Raw genomic sequence first — 16,982 nt, forward strand, 5'->3', positions numbered from 1 at the left:
TGGCGCGTGGCGCCGGAGCAAACAAAGGGTGGTTGTCGATGTACGCAAAACAGAAGATCTCGGTGGCGGTGGTGGCCTTGCTTGCCGCCAGCACGCTGGGTGCCGCGGCGAATGAAAAAGTCACCTTCGGCACCAACTGGCTGGCCGAGCCGGAACATGGTGGTTACTATCAGGCCGTGGCCGACGGCACCTATGCCGCCTGCGGCCTCGACGTCACCATCATGCAGGGCGGTCCGCAGGTCAGCGGCCGGCCGATGCTTTTGGCCGGAAAGATCGATTTCTACATGGGCGGCAATCTGCTGTCGGCCTTCGATGCCGTCCAGCAAGGTATTCCGATGCGCGTGGTGGCGGCGGACTTCCAGAAGGATCCACAGGTGATCATGTCCCACCCCGGCGAGGGGCTGGACAAGTGGGAAGATCTGAAGAACGCCGACCAATACATACTGGGTGACGAAGGCGTGCAGACGTTCTTCCAGTGGATGGTCACCGCACTCGGCTTCGACGCCGCCAAGCGCGCGCCCTACACCTACAACACCGCTCCCTTCCTCGCCAACAAGAAGTCGATCCAGCAGGGCTACGTCACCTCGGAGCCGTTCGCGGTGAAGAAGGAAGGCGGCTTCGTGCCGAACCAGTTCCTGCTCGCCGACTATGGCTGGGACACCTACTCGACGACGATCGAGGTGATGCAGGACACGATCGACAAGAAGCCGGAGGTGGTCCAGTGCTTCGTCGATGGCTCGGCCAAGGGCTGGTACAAGTACCTCTACGGCGACAACAAGGCCGCCAACGACATGATCAAGAAAGACAATCCCGACATGAGCGACGAGCAGATCGCTTTCTCGATCGAGCAGATGAAGAAGTTCGGCCTTGCCGATTCCGGCGATACCGAGAAGCTCGGCATCGGCGCCATGACCGACGCGCGCATCAAGAGTTTCTATGACAAGATGGTCAAGGCCAAGGTTACGCCTGAAGGCATCGACATTTCGAAGGCCTATACGCTGGCCTTCGTCAACAAGGGCGTCGGGCTCGACCTGAAGAAATAGGCCAGCCTGAGCATGATAGGGGAAAAGGTGGCGCGAGCGCCGGCATCGGACGTCGCTCCGACCTTGCTGGCGCTGCGCGGCGTCGGCAAGGTGTTTTCCAACGGCGTGACGGCGCTGAGCGACGTCGACCTGACGATCCGGGAAGGCGATTTCCTCAGCCTGCTCGGGCCGTCCGGTTGCGGCAAGTCGACGGCGCTGCGGCTGATCGCCGGCCTGTCGACGCCGACCTCCGGTGTGCTTGACTGGCGCGGCGGCGGTTCGCTCGACCGCGCCAATATCGGCTTCGTCTTCCAGGAGCCGACGCTGCTGCCCTGGGCCAGCGTCTTCGACAATGTCTGGCTGCCGCTCAGGCTGAAAGGCATTTCCCGCGCCAAGGCCGCCCCGGCGATCACGCAAATGCTGGCGCGGGTGCACCTGACCGGTTTCGAGGACGCCGTGCCGCGCGAACTGTCCGGCGGCATGAAGATGCGCGTCTCGATCGCGCGCGCCATGGTGACCAAGCCGCGTGTGCTGCTGATGGACGAACCGTTCGCAGCACTGGACGAGATCACCCGTTTCAAGCTCAACGACGATCTGCTGGAGCTTTGGCAGGACGAACGCTTCACCGTCGTCTTCGTCACCCACAGCGTCTTCGAAAGTGTGTTTTTATCCAACCGGGTCGTCGTCATGGCGGCGCGGCCGGGCAGGGTGTTCGACGAACTTGCCATCGAGGCGGCCTATCCACGCGACGAGGCATTTCGCACCTCGCCGGACTATGCAGCCCTTTGCCGTCAGGCTTCCGACGTGCTGGTCAATGCCATCAATTCAACAGCGGGCCCGCATCATGACGGTCATTGACGGCACGTTGAAACTCGACCCCGAGGAAGCGCGCCGCGTGCGCCAGGAGCGGCTCGAGCGGGTCGGCCGTTGGGTGCTGCCGCTGGCGATCATGATCCTGGCGATCTGGCTGTGGGACCGCACCTGCGTGTGGAACGAGATCCCGCAATATATCCTGCCGCGCCCCGGCGTGGTGCTGCAGACGCTCCACAACGATGCCGGCCTGCTGTTCTCCTCGCTGCTGGTCACCTTGCGCATCACCTTCCTCAGCCTGGCCTTGGCCGTCATCGGCGGCGTCGGCCTGTCGGTGCTGTTCGCGCAATCGAAATGGGTGGAGATGTCGTTCTTCCCGTTCGCCATCGTGCTGCAGGTGACGCCGATCGTGGCGATCTTTCCGCTGATCAACATCTATGTGAACAACCAGACGACCAAGCTTCTGCTGTGCGCCTGGATCGTCGCCTTCTTCCCGATCCTGTCCAACACCACGCTCGGCCTGAATTCGGTCGACCGCAATCTGCGCGACCTGTTCAAGCTCAATGGCGCGACGCGCTGGCAGCAGTTGCGCTATCTCAGGCTGCCGGCGGCGATGCCGTATTTTCTCGGTGGGCTGAAGATCGCCGGCGGCCTGTCGCTGATCGGCGCCGTGGTGGCCGAGTTCGTTGCCGGCGCCACCGGCCAGTCGTCGGGGCTCGCCTCGCGCATCATCGAGGCCGGCTACCGGCTCAACGCGCCAAGGCTGTTCGCGGCGCTGTTCCTGATCTCGCTGACCGGCATCCTGATCTTCCTCGTGCTGTCGCTGATTTCGCATCTCATTTTGCGGCGCTGGCATGAAAGCGCGCTGAAGCAGGAGCGGTAGGACCTTGATTCCGAACTCAGCTTCATACCAGCTCGCCAACGCCCGCCTTCATCGATCGCTGACGTCGGGCCTTGCCGCAACTTACGACAATGACGGTTTCACGCCGGCCGACGTTGCTATTGTAGACGGCAAGATCTCCAGCATTGCGGTGCATGGCAAAGCGAAGGCGCCGACGGAGGCTATCGACCTTGCCGGTCGCATCGTCTTGCCGTGCTTCGTCGACTGCCATACGCATATCGACAAGGGCCATATCTGGCCGCGAAAGCCCAATCCCGACGGCACCTTCATGGGCGCGCTCAACGCCGCCGGCGCCGACCGCGTCGCGCGCTGGAGCGCCGAGGACCTTGCGAAGCGCATGGATTTCTCGCTGCGCTCGGCCTACGCACATGGCACCAAAGCGCTGCGCACCCATCTCGACAGCGTCACGCCTCAGGAGGAAATCTCCTGGCCGGTGTTCGAGACGATGCGCGAGACATGGCGCGGCCGCATCGAATTGCAGGGCGCCTGCCTGCTCGGCATAGAGGGCGTGCGCGACAAGAAATGGTTCGATAGGCTGGCGAAGCGGGTCGCCGCGGCCAAGGGGGTACTGGGTGTCGTCACCTATATGGTGCCGGATCTGGAGGAACTGCTCGACCATGTCTTCGCGCAAGCGATCAAGCATGGGCTCGATCTTGATTTCCATGCCGATGAGACCGACGACATCGCGGCGATCTCGCTGAAGAAGATCGCCGAGGCCGCACTTTGGAACGGTTTCGAGGGCAAGATCCTTGTCGGCCATTGCTGCTCGCTGGCGCGGCAACCCGACCTCGAGGTGCTGGACACGCTGGACAAGGTGGCGAAGGCCGGACTGGCGGTGGTGTCGCTGCCGATGTGCAATCTCTATCTGCAGGATCGGCGCGGGGACCAGACCACGCCGCGCTGGCGAGGCGTGACGCTGCTGCATGAGATGAAGGCAAGGGGCATTCCTGTCGCCGTCGCTTCCGATAACACGCGCGATCCCTTCTATGCCTATGGCGATCTCGACATGCTGGAGGTCTACCGCATGGCGACGCGCATCCTGCATTTCGATCATCCGGTCGCGGACTGGCCGCAAGCGGTCGCCGCGACGCCGGCCAAGGTGATGCGGCTCGATGGACTTGGCACGCTTGCCGCCGGCGGCGATGCCGATTTCATCCTGTTCAAAGGTCGAAGCTGGACGGAATTGCTGTCACGGCCCGAATCGGATCGCATCGTCGTGCGCGGCGGCCGCGCGATCGAGCGGCAATTGCCCGACTATGCCGAACTCGACGAACTGATGGTGGAATGATGGACGTTTCGGCGCTCAAACGCGATCTCGACGGGATAAAACTCGACGACAATCCGGCCATCGTCCAGCAGAAGAGCCGCGACTTCTACTGGTACAGCCCGGTGCTGAAACAGCAGCTCGACCATGTCACCGGTGACCTGATCGTGACGCCGAGGACCGAGGCCGAGCTGATCCGTGTGCTGGCCGCCTGCCACCGGCATGGCGTGCCGGTGACGCCGCGCGGCAGCGGCACGGGCAATTACGGCCAGGCGATGCCATTGTCGGGCGGCGTGGTGCTCAATCTTGCCGAGATGAACGAGATCAAGTCGATCGCGCCGGGGCGCGTGGTAACCGGGCCGGGCGCGGTGCTGGCCGATATCGACAAGGCCACGCGCGCGCATTCCGGGCAGGAGCTGCGGCTCTCGCCTTCGACCTACAACACTGCCTCGATCGGCGGCTTTATCGCCGGCGGCTCGGGCGGCGTCGGTTCGATCAATTTCGGCGGGTTGCGCGATTTCGGCAATGTGCTGCGCCTGCGCGTGGTGACGATGGAGGCCGAGCCGAAAGTGCTCGAACTCACCGGCGAGGACCTGCACAAGGTCACCCACGCTTACGGCACCAACGGCATCATCACGGAAGTCGAGATGCCGCTGACGGCGGCCTATGAGTGGGTCGACGTCATTGTCGGCTTCGATGCCTTCATGGACGCGGCGCGCTACGGCAATGCGCTGGCCTGCCAGGACGGCATCCTGACCAAGCTGATCACGCCGATCGCCGCCCCGGTGCCGCGGCTCTATTTCAAGCGCCACCAGAAATTTTTCAGGGAAGGCCAAAGCATCTGCGTCGTCATGGTGGCGCAGCATGGGCTGGATGCATTCCTCGCCTTCACCCGGCGCGCCGGCGGCGAGGTGGTCTTCAACGCCGCGACCGCGACGCCGGAGGAGAAAAAGGGCCTGCCGCCGGCCTATGAGCTGGCCTGGAACCACACCACGCTGAGGGCACTGCGCGTCGACCCCGACATCACCTATCTGCAGTCGCTTTATCCGTTTCCCAACCAGCTGGCGCTGGTCGAGAAGATGGATGCGATGTTTCCGGGCGAAGTGTACTCGCATCTCGAATTCGTGCGGCTGGACGGCAACATCACCTGTTTCGGCCTGCCGCTGGTAAAATTCACCACCGAGGCGCGGCTGAACGAGATCGTGCGCCTGCACGAGGACAATGGCTGCCCGATCTTCAACCCGCACCGCTACACGCTGGAGGAGGGCGGCATGAAGCAGACGGATGCCGTGCAGCTCGCCTTCAAGCGCGAGACCGATCCGCAAGGCCTGCTCAACCCCGGCAAGATGATCGCCTGGGAAAATCCGGACTATGATTATCGCTCCGGAAGGACCTTCCTGTTCAAGGGGCTGCAGAGGGTGGGATGATGCAATGACGAACGCCTGGCCTCGCCCTGACCTGCGGGATGTTGTCCCGTGAACATCCTCGTACTCTACGCCCACCCGGTCGAGACCAGCTTCAATGCCGGCCTGCACCGGTTGATCGTCGAGCGGCTGACGGCAGCGGGCCATAATGTCGACGACTGCGACCTCTATGCCGAGGATTTCGACCCGCGGCTAGTGCGGCAGGAGAGGCTGGATTATCACAACCAGCGCGGCTCCAAGGACCAGGCGGCGCCCTATGTCGAGCGCCTACTGCGGGCCGAGGCGCTGGTGCTTTCCTATCCGGTCTGGAATTACGGTTTCCCCGCTATCATGAAAGGTTTTTTCGACCGCGTCTTTCTGCCCGGCGTGTCGTTCAGGCTGGTCGACGGCAAGGTGCAGCCGTCGCTGCACAACATAAGGAAGGTCGCGGCCGTCACCACCTATGGCGGCAGCCGGTTCCGTGCCATTGTGATGGGCGATCCGCCCCGCAAGCTGATCAAGCGCATGCTGCGCGCCACCGTAAAGCCCGGCGCGCCGGTGACTTACCTCGCGCATTACGCGATGAACCTGTCGACCGACCAAACACGAAAATCCTTCATGACGAAGGTGGCGGCGAGCATGGATGCATTCTGATGCGGGTCCTCGTGGTCTATTGCCATCCGGTGCCGGAAAGTTTTTGCGCCGCAATCCGCGACACCGCCCTGGATGTGCTCAAGGCAAGGGGCTGGGAGGTGCGGCTGCTCGACCTCTATGCCGAGAAATTCGACCCGGTGATGGGCTGCGACGAGCGGCGCAGCTACAACAATCAGGCGCCGCAGGACCCGGCGCTGAAGCTGCATTTCGAGCTGCTCGCCTGGGCCGAGGCGATCCTGTTCGTCTATCCGACCTGGTGGTACGGGCTGCCGGCGATGCTGAAGGGCTGGCTCGACCGGGTCTGGGCGACGGACGTCGCCTTCAAACTGCCGGCGGGCAAGGGGCGGATCACATCGCTGATGACGCATGTCAGCAAGGTCGGTGTCATCACCACCTGCGGCGCGCCGACCTGGTGGAGCGTCGTGGTCGGCCAGCCTGGACGCAAGACGTTGCTGCGCGGCATGCGGGCGCTGTGCGCGAGACGGTGCAGGACGTTCTTCCTGGCGCATTATCTGATGGACGCCTCGACGCCAAAGACGCGGGCGGCGTTTTTGGCGAAGGTGCGGACGAAGCTGGAGCGGTTTTGAGCGATGCGCGACGTTCCCTTCTCCCCTTGCGGAAGAAGGTGGCCTCGCGAAGCGAGGTCGGATGAGGGGTGCGCGAAGGAACTCTGCTCTGCGGTAGTAAGCGCTTGTGATCCTTCGATCTTTTCACGCTGCGCTTCGTCACGCACCCCTCATCCGTGTCGGCGCTACGCGCCGATCCACCTTCTCCCACAAGGGAGAAGGACAGGACTGCGCTACATCCTCGTCCTTTCCGCCTTTGGGTCATACATCGGCTTCAGCGAGGCCTCCGCTGCGAACCGCTTGCCGGCGATCTCAATCTCAAAGGTCGAGGCCAGCATATCGGCCTCGCTCTCGCCCTGGCACGGCACATAGCCGAGCCCAATCGCACTGCCGAGATAATGGCCGTAGTTGCCCGAGGTGATCGGGCCGACGATCTTGCCGTCGCGCAGGATGGCTTCGTTGTGGAAGAGCAGCGGCTGCGGGTCTTTCAGCCGGAACTGCACCAGCCGGCGCTTCAATCCGGCTTCCTTCTTCTTCAGCACCGCATCGCGGCCGAGAAAATCGCCCTTTGCGGTCTTCACCGCGAAGCCGAGGCCGGCTTCCAGCACATTGTCCTCGTCGGTGATGTCGTGGCCGAAATGCCGAAAGGCCTTTTCGATGCGGCAGGAATCCAGCGTGTGCAGGCCGCAGAGTTTCAGACCGACATCCGCACCCGCCTCGTCGATCGCCTCAAAGACATGGGCGGCCTGGTCGGTCGAGACATAGAGCTCCCAGCCGAGTTCGCCGACATAGGTGACGCGGTGGGCGCGGGCCAGTCCCATGCCGATCTCGATCTCCTGAAACGTGCCGAACGGATTGTTCTCGTTGGAGAAATCGTTGGGGCTGACTTTCTGGATCAGCTTTCGCGCATCCGGACCCATCAGGCAGAGCACGCTTTCGGCCGCCGTGACATCGGTGATGACCACGAACTCCTCGCCGACATGCCGGCGCAGCCAGGCCAGATCGCGCTGTAGCGTGGCGCCTGGAACGACGAGGAAGTAGGCCGTATCCGAGAGCCTGGACACGGTGAGGTCGCTCTCGATGCCGCCGCGCTGGTTGAGCATCTGGGTGTAGACGATCTTGCCCGGCGCCACATCCATATCGTTGGCGCACAGCCTCTGCAGGAAGGCACAGGCATCGCGGCCCTCGATACGGATCTTGCCGAACGAGGTCATGTCGAACAGGCCGACCTTGTTGCGGACCGCCAGATGCTCGTCGCGCTGGTTGTCGAACCAGTTCTGCCGCTTCCAGGAATAGCGGTATTCGCGCTCCTGTCCCTCGCGGGCGAACCAGTTGGCTCGCTCCCAGCCGGCGACCTCGCCAAACACGGCGCCGCGCGCCTTCAGGTGTTCATGCAGGGGCGAGCGGCGCACACCGCGCGATGTCGCCATCTGCCGATAGGGGAAATGGTCGGCGTAAAGCAGGCCGAGCGTTTCGGAGACGCGCTGCTTGAGATAGCGGCGGTTCTTCTGGAACGGCTGGGCGCGGCGGATGTCGACCTCCCATAGGTCGAAGGGCGCTTCGCCATCGTTGATCCACTGCGCCAGCGCCATGCCGGCGCCGCCCGAGGAGACGATGCCGATCGAATTGTAGCCGGTCGCCATCCAGTAGCCCCGCAATTCCGGCGCCTCGCCGAGATAATAGCGGTCGTCAGGCGTGAAACTTTCGGGGCCGTTGAAGAAGGTGTGGATACCAGCGGTGGCCAGCATCGGCATGCGGTTGACACCCATTTCGAGGATCGGCTCGAAATGGTCCATATCATCGGGCAATTGGTCGAAGCAGAAATCCTCGCGGATGCCGTCCATGCCCCAGGGTTTTGCCACCGGCTCGAAGGCGCCGAGCATCATCTTGCCGGCGTCTTCCTTGTAGTAGGCGCACTCATCCGGAACGCGCAGCACCGGCAGGCGGGAGAGGCCGGGGATCGGCTCGGTGACGAGATAGAAATGCTCGCAGGCGTGCAGCGGAATGGTGACGCCGTTCTGGGCACCGAGTTCGCGGGCCCACATGCCGGCGCAATTGACGACGATGTCGGCTTCGATCATGCCTTGTTCGTCACCCTGCGCCCACGACACGCCGGTAACGCGGCCATTCCTGGTGTGGACTTTGGTGACCTTCACATTCTCGACGATGGTGGCGCCGCGCTGGCGTGCGCCCTTGGCCAGGGCCATGGCGATGTTGGCGGGGTCGCACTGGCCATCGAGCGGCAGATGCACGGCGCCGACGACGTCCGAAACATTGAGATGTGGATACATCTGCTTGACTTCATTCGGCGAAATCTCGCGCACGTCAACGTCGAAGGCGCGCGCCAGCGATGCCTGCCGGTAGATCTCGTGCTTGCGCTCCTCGGTCAGCGCAACGGTGATCGAGCCGACCTGGCGCATGCCGGTGCCGACCTCTGTCTCGGCTTCCAGCTTGACGTAGAGGTCGGCCGAATATTTCGCCAGCCGCGTCATGTTCTGCGAACCGCGCAACTGGCCGATCAGACCGGCGGCGTGCCAGGTCGTGCCCGAGGTCAGTTGCTTGCGTTCCAGGAGCACGATGTCGGTCCAGCCGAGCTTGGCCAGGTGATAGGCGACAGAACAGCCGGAAACCCCGCCGCCGATGATCACCGCGCGGGCCTTGGCAGGGACGGTCTTGGTCATGCGGCCTCGCGGCGATAGGTGGAAGCAAAACGGCGCAGCCGAGCGGCCGCTTCCTGCAGTACGGGCTCGGGCTGGCAGAGGCTGATGCGGATGTGGCCGGCGGCGGCTTTGCCGAAGCTGGAGCCGGGCATCACGCCGACCTTCTCCTGGTCGAGAAGGGCCCAGGCGAATTTTTCGTCGTCGGGTTCGACATCGGATATGTCGAGCATGACATACATGCCGCCTTCGGAACCGTGCACGCTGACATTGTTCATGCCGCGCACGGCATCCAGCAGGACGGTCCGGCGCGCCGCGTAGCGCTCGGCGATCTCCTTGACGCCGTAACGGTTCTCAAGCGCCTCGGCGCAGGCGATCGAGATGAAGGCCGGCAGGCCGTAGGTCGTCACTAGATTGAGGTTGATGAGCAGCGTGATCATATCCTGCGGACCGGTCAGCCAGCCCATGCGCCAGCCGGTCATGCCATGGCTCTTGGACATGGAATTGATGACCAGCGTGCGCTCGGCCATACCGGGCAGTGAGCGTGGCGAGACATGCTCGCCGCCGCCCAGCGTCCAGTAGACCTCGTCAGACAAAAGCCAGAGATCGTGCTCCCTGCAGATTTGCGCCAGCTGTTCCAGCCGCTCGCGCGAATAGACCGCACCCGTCGGATTGTTCGGCGTGTTGATCAGGATGGCGCGCGTGTTGGGCTTGAGGGCCGCGCGGATCATGTCGGCGCGGGGTTGAAACCCATCCTCGGCCGGCGTCTCGACGACGGTGAAACTGGCGCCGGCGGCGCTGAACGTATTGGGATAGGTGGCATAATAGGGTGCCACCACGATGGCGTGGTCGCCCTGGTCGAGAACGGCCTGCACGGCCGCATAAAGGGCGGCCTGGCCGCCCGGCGTGGCGATGACTTGATCAGGCGTCGTCTCGACGCCGGTGCAGGCGCTGGAGGCGGCCGCCATGGCCTGGCGCAGGCGCGGCAGGCCGGGAAGCGGGGTATAGTGGTGGTTGCTGCCGCGAACCGCGGTCACGCAGGCCTCGATCGTTTGCGAAGGCGTGTCGAAGTCGTGGTCGCCGACCGACAGCATGATGATGTCTTCGCCGGCTTCCTTGCGGGTCCAGGCGGCGAAATGAACCTCCCAGCCATCCTTGCCCGAAGGCACGATGCCGGAAATGCGAGACGATGGTCTGGGCATCACTGAACTCCTGATATCTGGTAGCCGGCCTGTTCGAGCCGGCCGCGCAGTGCGGCGATATGGGCGGGGCCGACTTCGCAGCAGCCGCCGACGATGTCGGCGCCTGCCTGCACCCAGCCGATCGCTTGCTCGGCATAGGCGTCTGGGCCGAGGTCGTGGCGGGCGTGCAGCACATCGACGGTACCGCCATGCTTCAGCGCCTCGGTGGAGGTGAAGCCATTGGCATAGGCGCCGACCGGGCCGCCGAGGTCGATCAGTTCAGGCAAGGCGGCGGCGATCGCTTCCGGCCGGCAGCAGTTGAGCAGCCGCGCCGCTATCGGCATGCCATCGAGCGCGTTTGCCGCGGCGGCTATTGTTTCACCGCTGCGCAGTCGCGGCGCGCCGTGATCGGCGAGCGTCCACGACACCCAGACCGGCTTGCCGCTTTCCGATGCCGCGGTGACGGCCGCGCGCGCCTCATCGGCAGAGGCCATGGTTTCGCAGAGGAACAGATCGACGCCGTCGGCCTGCTCCGCGACGATGCGGCGGTAGATGTCGAGCGTCTCCTGGTAGGAAATGGTCAGCGCCGGGGCGTAGCTGCCGAAAAGCGGCGACAGACAGCCGGCGATCGCTGCCTCGCCGGCTTCATCACAGGCCTGCCTGGCCAATTCGATGCCGCGCTTCTGCAACGGCTTGAACAGGTCCTCGGCCCCCTCGCGCGCCAGGCGTTCAGGTGTCGCCGAATAGGTGTTGATGGTGATGACGCGCGCGCCGGCGCGGATGAATTCGGCATGCAGGTCGCGCACCAGATCGGGTTCGTCGATCAGGACCCTGGCCGACCACAACGGCGTCGGCTCGGATTTGCTTCGCCGGACCAGTTCCTGGCCCATGCCGCCATCGGTGAGGATGACATTCTTCATGCGCGCAGCCTCTCGTTTCTGGGATCCCAGAGCGGCTCGTCCTTCTGCACGACCGCCTGGAAACGATCGCCGAAGATTTCGACCTCGACGGAGGTGCCGGGCTCGGTCAAATCCATCCGCAGCATGCCGAGCGCGATCGACTTGTCGATGCGATGGCCCCAGCCGCCCGAGGTGGTCTCGCCGACGATCTGGCCGCCATGCCACAGCGTCGACATGTAGGGCGCGTCGCAATCGCCTGGGTTTTCGACGACCAGCGTGACGAAGCGCTTCTTCACGCCTTGCTGCTTCTCGTTCTGCAGCGCTGCCTTGCCCCGGAAATCGGGCTTCTCCCATTTGACGAAGCGCTCGAGCCCGCCCTGCAGGATGGAATAGTCGGTCGACAGATCACCCTTCCAGGTGCGGTAGCCTTTTTCAAGCCTGAGCGAATCCAGCGCGTACATGCCGAAGGGTTTCAGCCCGTGCTTCTGCCCGGCCGCCCAGATGGCGTCGAAGATGGTGGCGGTGTCGCCGGTCTTGGTGTGGATTTCCCAGCCGAGTTCGCCTGCGAAGGAGACGCGAACGAGCTTGGCCCAGCGGCCTGTTATCTCAGTTTCCTGATGCGTCAGCCACGGCAGAGTGAGATCGGCGTCGCTGACATCGGCCAGGATTTTCCGCGAATTGGGACCGGCCAGGATCTGGGTGGAATAGTCCTCGGTCCGGTCGGTCAGGGCGAAGGCCGCATCCCCCGGCATGCGGGATTTCAGCCATTCGAAATCATGCCATTGCGCGACCGCCGCGGTGATCAGCGTCATCTGGTCCTCGCCGTGGCGAACGACCGACATTTCGGTGACGATGCGGCCCTTGTCGTCGGCGAAATAGACAAGGCCGATGCGGCCGGGCTTCGGCACCAGGCCGGTGACCTGCAGGCTCAGCCATTCGGCGGCGCCGGGGCCCTCGAGGTTGAAGCGCGAGAAGCCGGGCAGATCGAGGATGCCGGCGGCGTCGCGCACTGCCAGGCATTCTTCGCGCACGCGCTGTTGCCAGGGTCCGTCGCGACGGAAGGTCAGTGTTGCCTCCTCGGAAATGTCGTCGCCGGGTTGCGCGTACCAGGTGGCGCGTTCCCAGCCATTATAGGCGTCGAAGCGACCGCCAAGTGCCTTCGTGCGGTCGTGGATCGGCGACAGCTTGCGGTCTCGCCCTTCCGGCCAGGCATGGCGCGGGAACTGGATGGCGTATTCATTGCCGTAGATTTCCATGCCCTTGGCGATGCAATAGTCCGGCGCCGAGGCAAAGGACGTAAAGCGGCGCGGATCGCAGGACCACATATCCCATTCGGTCTGGCCCTGGGTGACCCATTCGGCCAGCACCTTGCCGGCGCCGCCGCCCTGGGCGATGCCGAAGGTGAAGACGCAGGCCTCGAAGGCGTTGGGCACACCGGGCATGGGGCCGATCAACGGATTGCCGTCCGGCGCATAGGGGATCGGTCCGTTGATGACCTTGGACAAGCCGGCCGTGCCCAGGATCGGCACGCGGGCGACGGCGTCTGCCAGATAATGTTCCAGCCGGTCGAGATCGTCGGGGAAGAGCTGGAAGGAAAAATCCTCCGGCATCGGATCGTTGTGATCAGCCCAATGCGCACGGCAATTGCGCTCATAGGGGCCGAGATTCATGCCGGCCTTTTCCTGGCGCAGATAGTAGGACGTATCGACATCGCGCAGCAGCGGCAGTTTCTTGCCCTGTTCCTTCGACCATGCGGCGAGTTCGGGGATTTCCTCGAACAATATGTACTGATGGCTCATCACCATCATCGGCACTTCGCGACCGACCATCCTGCCGACTTCGGCGGCACGGTAACCGGCGGCGTTGACAACGATCTCGCAGCGGATCTCGCCCTGCGGTGTGGCCACCACCCATTCGTCCTTCTCGCGGCGCACGCCGGTGACGGGACAGAAGCGGATGATTTTCGCACCCAGGTCGCGCGCGCCCTTGGCCAGCGCCTGGGTCAATTGCGCCGGGTCGATGTCGCCGTCGCTCGGGTCATAGAGCGCGCCCTTCAGGTCGTGCGTCTCGATGAAGGGGTAACGGCCCTTGATCTCGTCGACGCCGACCACGTCGATATCCATGCCTTGGTAGCGGCCCATGCCCTTGGCGCGCTGGAATTCCTGCATGCGCTCTTTCGTATGGGCAAGGCGCAGCGAGCCGGTGACGTGGTAATTCATGGGATAGTCGACCGCGTCGGCCAGCCCGCGGTAAAGCTCGGTCGAATAGCGCTGCATGTTCATCAGCGACCAGGACGAGGAGAAGGTCGGCACATTACCGGCTGCATGCCAGGTCGAGCCCGATGTCAGCTCGTTCTTTTCCAGGAGCACGCAGTCGGTCCAGCCCGCCTTGGCGAGATGATAGAGCGAGGAGGTACCGACGACGCCACCTCCGATGATCACCACGCGCGCCGTGCTCGGCAAACCCGCCATCTTCTTCTCCCAGAAATGAAGCGCGTTGCGCTTCCTTTTTTGTTGTGATGCATGTCGTTATGCCAAAACCGCTGCACAGTTTTGGGCGACATGCATGTCAATAAACCGGCGGCGAAACCACCCAGATGACAACCGCCGGCTCGGTGCCTGGATTGCGCCAGCGATAGGGCTTGCCTTCGAAGCGGAAGGAATCGCCTTCGCCGAGCCGGTGCCAGACGCCCGCAATCTCGATCTCGAAAATACCCGAGGCGAGATATCCGGCTTCCTCGGTCGGCCGCAGCTGCTCGGTCTTCATCTCCGCGCCCGGCGCGAAGATCGAGCGCACCATCTCGAAGCTACCACCGAGATCGGGCGACAGGAGTTCTTCCACCAGGCCGGATTCGCTGGTGCCAAGCGTGCGGCGCCTGCCGGCGCGCACCACCACGCCGCGCTCGCTTTCGACCGGCACGTCATGGCTGAAGAACAGGCTGATCGGCACACCGAACAGTTCGGCGAACGCCCTGAGGTCGCTGAGCGACGGCGTCGACAGGCCGCGTTCGACCTGGCTGACCCAGCCGACCGAACGGCCAAGCTTCAGGGCGATTTCGGCGAGCGTCAGCCCGCGTGCCCGGCGCAGCGCCCTGATATCGCCGGCCAGCACACGTTCGTCAGGTCCCTGCAATGTTCGTGCGGTAGGAGACGCCAAAACGCTCACTTCATGAAAAATTCAATCCGAATTTCATGAGAAATCAAGCTCATGAAAAAATCAAGTTGATTTTCACCAATGCTCAAGATTTGCTTGCAGGATTTTGACGGTTCATGCAAAGGCTCCGCCGCAAGCGGCGAGTGGGGACGTCCGATCGACGCAATGGCTAAGGGACGGCCCATGTTGGAAAAGAAGGCTCGAATAGCGGATGAGGCCGAGATCGTCGACGAGGCGATCGTGTCGCGCCGTTCGGTGCGCGCATTTCTGCCCGATATGGTCGACGACAACACCATTCGCGACATTCTGGCGGTTGCGGCACGCGCGCCGTCCGGCACCAACATGCAGCCATGGCGGGTCTACGTCGCCAAGGGCGAGACCAAGCAGCGTATATCGGACGCCGTTCTGAATTCCGGTATCCGCGCCGAAAAGGCCGACTGGGACGAGTATCGCTACTATCCCACCCAGTTCTTCGAACCTTATCTGACGCGGCGACGCGCCAACGGTTTCGGCCTTTACGGCGCGCTCGGCATCGGCCGCCGCGAGGTCGACAGGATGCGTGCCCAGCACGACCGCAACTTCGTCTTCTTCGACGCGCCGGTGGGCATGATCTTCACCATCGACCGCCGGCTCAACCAGGGTTCGTGGATCGACTACGGCATGTTCCTGCAGAACATCATGGTCGCTGCGCGGGGCAGGGGCCTGCACACCTGCCCGCAGGCCGCCTTCGCGCCCTATCATCGGCAGATCCGGCCGGTGCTCAACATTCCCGACGAGGAGATCGTCGTCTGCGGCATGGCGCTCGGCTATGAGGACACCTCCAAGCCGGAAAACGCCTTCCGCACCGACCGCGTGCCGCTGGAAGAGTGGGTGTCGTTCAGCGAATAGAGCGGTCGCCGAAGGAAATCGGCGGCGTATGGTGGCTATTCCGTATTCATCTGCATGCCATGTCCGCTGACATGGGCGCCGTCCCGCGGTGTCAGCTTGAGATAGGCAAACAGCGCGCAGAGCGTGATGATGCCCTCGATCGCGAACAGGATCCGGAAGTCATTGGTCACGGCAGGTCCGCCGCCGGCCAGGAACGATAGCATGGCCGCCGCCAGGCCGACGCTGACCGCCACCGCGAGCTGCCAGAGGATGTAGTAGAGCGCGCTGAAGCGGGCGAGCTGGTCGGGGGCTATGTCGGAATAGGCGAGGTTGCCGGTCGAGGCCCATTGGACGGACCGAAAAACGCCGAAAGCAAAGATATAGCCAAGCACGATCCACACCGGCGTCGTCGCCTGCATCAAGGCAAAGCCGGCGACCATGGCGGCAACGACAGGCGTGTTGAAGACCAGGACAAGGCGGAAGCCGAACCGGTTGAGGACGCGCGGCATGAAGAAACGCATGATCACCGAGCCGAGCGCGGCAACGAAGGTCAGCGATCCCGCCTGCACCGCGCTCATGCCGAAGCCGAGCTGGAACATCAGCGGCAGCAGGAAGGCGACGGAGCTCAGCCCGATCGTGTCCAGCCCGCCGCCGGTGAGGAAGGAGATGCGGAAGGTGCGGATGCGCAGGAGCTTGAGGTCGAGCAAGGGATTTGGCACGCGCAGGCAGTAGAGCGAGGCAACCGACAAGATGATGACCGCCAGCGCCAGTTCGCCGGCAATCATGCCGCCGGCGGCGTCCTTGGCAGCAAGCGAGTCCATGCCGAACACCAGCAGGATCATGCCGCTGCCGACCAGCAGGAAGCCTGGAAAATCGAACCGCGTGCGAACGGGCTTGGTCACCGTCGGGAACAGCGAGGCGGCAAGGACCGCCGCCGCCAGCGCGAACGGGACGTTGATGAAGAAGATCCAGCGCCAGGAAATGTAGGTGGTCAGCGCGCCGCCGACGAGCGGCCCGACCAGCGGTCCCGTCTGGCTGGCGACCGAGATATACATGTTGATCTTCAGCGTCCGGTTGCGCGGAAAGCTCGACAGGATGACGACCTGGCCGAGCGTGCCCATCAGCGCCCCGCCAAATCCCTGCAGCGCGCGGGCGCCGACCAGTGTCCAGATGTTATCAGACAGGCCGCAGAGCGCCGAGGAGGTGGCGAACACCAGCAAGGCAAAGCAGTAGACGTTGCGCAGGCCGAAGCGGTCGGCCGCCCAGCCGCCGAGCGGCATCGAGATGATCAGGCTGGCGACATAGACGGTGATCAGCAAACCGAGCTGGCTCGGCGGGCGGGCGAGGCTTTCGCCGATACCGGGCAGCGCCGTCACCACGACATTCTGGTCGAGGCTGGTCATGAACACACCGCAAGCGACCGTCAGCGGCAGCAGAAGCAAGGCTCGGGCCGACACATCGGCGCGATCCGTGGCGCCGGCGGATAGTTCTGCGGTCATGGGAATGTTCGAACCAAACGAATGTGCCGAGCCTGAGACGGGATTTTTATCCCTTGGGCCGATCTGGCGGCCACGTTTTCCACCATGGCCGCCCACTGTGCGATTC

At 63.7% G+C, this 16,982-nt stretch carries 14 protein-coding genes; 8 read left to right on the plus strand and 6 right to left on the minus strand.

All coding sequences use genetic code 11. The annotated features are described in order from the left end of the window. The first annotated feature begins 38 nt into the window (after positions 1-38). Genes CK228_RS07525 through CK228_RS07555 form a run of 7 tightly spaced genes read left to right on the plus strand, consistent with a single transcriptional unit; the run spans position 39 to position 6,641 of the window. Entirely contained in the window at positions 39-1,043 is a 1,005-nt protein-coding gene (locus CK228_RS07525) for an ABC transporter substrate-binding protein (protein ID WP_095773117.1), read from the plus strand. A gap of 12 nt (positions 1,044-1,055) precedes the next feature. Next, on the plus strand, positions 1,056-1,880 hold the full coding sequence (locus tag CK228_RS07530) for an ABC transporter ATP-binding protein (RefSeq protein ID WP_095787407.1): 825 nt from the start codon (positions 1,056-1,058) through the stop codon (positions 1,878-1,880). Beyond that, positions 1,867-2,715 carry an ABC transporter permease gene (locus CK228_RS07535; RefSeq protein ID WP_095772985.1) on the plus strand — a complete coding sequence of 283 codons (849 nt, stop codon included), beginning with the start codon at positions 1,867-1,869 and terminating at the stop codon, positions 2,713-2,715. Before CK228_RS07530 ends, CK228_RS07535 begins: the two co-directional genes overlap by 14 nt. 4 nt (positions 2,716-2,719) lie before the next feature. After that, entirely contained in the window at positions 2,720-4,021 is a 1,302-nt protein-coding gene (locus CK228_RS07540; RefSeq protein ID WP_095787408.1) for a cytosine deaminase, read from the plus strand. Further along, positions 4,021-5,424 carry an FAD-binding oxidoreductase gene (locus tag CK228_RS07545; RefSeq protein WP_095787409.1) on the plus strand — a complete coding sequence of 468 codons (1,404 nt, stop codon included), beginning with the start codon at positions 4,021-4,023 and terminating at the stop codon, positions 5,422-5,424. The genes CK228_RS07540 and CK228_RS07545 overlap by 1 nt, the downstream gene beginning before the upstream one ends. Before the next feature lie 48 nt (positions 5,425-5,472). Beyond that, positions 5,473-6,054: an NAD(P)H-dependent oxidoreductase gene (locus tag CK228_RS07550; protein ID WP_095787410.1), complete on the plus strand. Its 582-nt coding sequence runs from the start codon at positions 5,473-5,475 to the stop codon at positions 6,052-6,054. Then, the gene (locus tag CK228_RS07555; RefSeq protein WP_095787411.1) at positions 6,054-6,641 is read left to right on the plus strand and encodes an NAD(P)H-dependent oxidoreductase; all 588 of its coding nucleotides are present in this window, start codon (positions 6,054-6,056) and stop codon (positions 6,639-6,641) included. Before CK228_RS07550 ends, CK228_RS07555 begins: the two co-directional genes overlap by 1 nt. A gap of 212 nt (positions 6,642-6,853) precedes the next feature. On the opposite strand, the gene CK228_RS07560 is transcribed toward CK228_RS07555, so the two are convergent. The 5 genes from CK228_RS07560 to CK228_RS07580 form a co-directional block, all read right to left on the minus strand. Then, positions 6,854-9,301: an FAD-dependent oxidoreductase gene (locus CK228_RS07560; protein ID WP_095787412.1), complete on the minus strand. Its 2,448-nt coding sequence runs from the start codon at positions 9,299-9,301 to the stop codon at positions 6,854-6,856. Beyond that, a complete protein-coding gene (locus CK228_RS07565; RefSeq protein WP_095772979.1) occupies positions 9,298-10,479 on the minus strand; it encodes a pyridoxal phosphate-dependent aminotransferase in 1,182 nt (393 codons plus the stop codon). Before CK228_RS07565 ends, CK228_RS07560 begins: the two co-directional genes overlap by 4 nt. Continuing rightward, complete coding sequence (locus tag CK228_RS07570; RefSeq protein ID WP_095772978.1) at positions 10,479-11,378, minus strand: homocysteine S-methyltransferase family protein; 900 nt, start codon at positions 11,376-11,378, stop codon at positions 10,479-10,481. Before CK228_RS07570 ends, CK228_RS07565 begins: the two co-directional genes overlap by 1 nt. Beyond that, positions 11,375-13,828, minus strand: coding sequence for an FAD-dependent oxidoreductase (locus tag CK228_RS07575; RefSeq protein WP_095787413.1), 2,454 nt, complete (start codon positions 13,826-13,828; stop codon positions 11,375-11,377). Before CK228_RS07575 ends, CK228_RS07570 begins: the two co-directional genes overlap by 4 nt. A 97-nt stretch (positions 13,829-13,925) precedes the next feature. After that, complete coding sequence (locus CK228_RS07580; RefSeq protein WP_095772976.1) at positions 13,926-14,489, minus strand: XRE family transcriptional regulator; 564 nt, start codon at positions 14,487-14,489, stop codon at positions 13,926-13,928. A gap of 204 nt (positions 14,490-14,693) precedes the next feature. Here CK228_RS07580 and CK228_RS07585 point away from each other — a divergent pair, with 204 nt between their 5' ends. Beyond that, a complete protein-coding gene (locus tag CK228_RS07585) occupies positions 14,694-15,398 on the plus strand; it encodes a nitroreductase (RefSeq protein ID WP_179295836.1) in 705 nt (234 codons plus the stop codon). A gap of 35 nt (positions 15,399-15,433) precedes the next feature. Here the strand turns inward: CK228_RS07585 and CK228_RS07590 are convergent, their stop codons facing one another. Further along, entirely contained in the window at positions 15,434-16,876 is a 1,443-nt protein-coding gene (locus tag CK228_RS07590) for an MFS transporter (RefSeq protein WP_095772974.1), read from the minus strand. Positions 16,877-16,982: the final 106 nt, after the last annotated feature.

This window comes from Mesorhizobium sp. WSM4312, from assembly GCF_002294875.1.
In the GTDB taxonomy this organism is placed as follows: domain Bacteria; phylum Pseudomonadota; class Alphaproteobacteria; order Rhizobiales; family Rhizobiaceae; genus Mesorhizobium.

Coding starts and splice junctions, on each gene's coding strand:
- CK228_RS07525 (WP_095773117.1), top strand. CDS start 39: ATGTACGCAAAACAGAAGATCTCGGTGGCGGTGGTGGCCTTGCTTGCC.
- CK228_RS07530 (WP_095787407.1), top strand. CDS start 1,056: ATGATAGGGGAAAAGGTGGCGCGAGCGCCGGCATCGGACGTCGCTCCG.
- CK228_RS07535 (WP_095772985.1), top strand. CDS start 1,867: ATGACGGTCATTGACGGCACGTTGAAACTCGACCCCGAGGAAGCGCGC.
- CK228_RS07545 (WP_095787409.1), top strand. CDS start 4,021: ATGGACGTTTCGGCGCTCAAACGCGATCTCGACGGGATAAAACTCGAC.
- CK228_RS07555 (WP_095787411.1), top strand. CDS start 6,054: ATGCGGGTCCTCGTGGTCTATTGCCATCCGGTGCCGGAAAGTTTTTGC.
- CK228_RS07560 (WP_095787412.1), bottom strand. CDS start 9,301: ATGACCAAGACCGTCCCTGCCAAGGCCCGCGCGGTGATCATCGGCGGC.
- CK228_RS07565 (WP_095772979.1), bottom strand. CDS start 10,479: ATGCCCAGACCATCGTCTCGCATTTCCGGCATCGTGCCTTCGGGCAAG.
- CK228_RS07570 (WP_095772978.1), bottom strand. CDS start 11,378: ATGAAGAATGTCATCCTCACCGATGGCGGCATGGGCCAGGAACTGGTC.
- CK228_RS07575 (WP_095787413.1), bottom strand. CDS start 13,828: ATGGCGGGTTTGCCGAGCACGGCGCGCGTGGTGATCATCGGAGGTGGC.
- CK228_RS07585 (WP_179295836.1), top strand. CDS start 14,694: ATGTTGGAAAAGAAGGCTCGAATAGCGGATGAGGCCGAGATCGTCGAC.
- CK228_RS07590 (WP_095772974.1), bottom strand. CDS start 16,876: ATGACCGCAGAACTATCCGCCGGCGCCACGGATCGCGCCGATGTGTCG.